Genomic DNA, 350 nt, shown 5'->3' with positions numbered 1-350 from the left:
GCTGGATGTAATGCAGCGAGTCATGCATCCAGCCCATGTTCCACTTGTAGTTAAAGCCCAGGCCACCTTGCTGGGTGCTTTGGCTGACGCCCGGCCACGCCGTGGATTCCTCGGCGATCACCAGGGCACCCGGCGCCTCCAGGGCTACCACGTCGTTCAAGTGGCGCAGAAACTCGATGGCTTCCAGGTTCTCGCGGCCACCGTGACGGTTGGGCACCCACTCGCCGGCTTTGCGCGAGTAGTCGCGGTACAGCATCGACGCCACCGCATCCACGCGCAGGCCGTCGACGTGAAAGTGCTTGAGCCAGTGCAACGCCGAGGCGAGCATGAAACCGTGCACTTCGGTGCGG

At 63.7% G+C, this 350-nt stretch carries 1 pseudogene; it reads right to left on the bottom strand.

Annotation, left to right across the window (positions count from 1 at the left end):
• Window positions 1–350 (bottom strand): annotated as a pseudogene (locus AC0L20_RS40270) (1,4-alpha-glucan branching enzyme); the annotation flags it as partial.

Source organism: Bradyrhizobium sp. Kon58, from assembly GCF_055807455.1.
The sequence above is the reverse complement of the archived record's forward strand: the minus strand, read 5'-3'. Positions and strand labels throughout refer to the sequence as shown.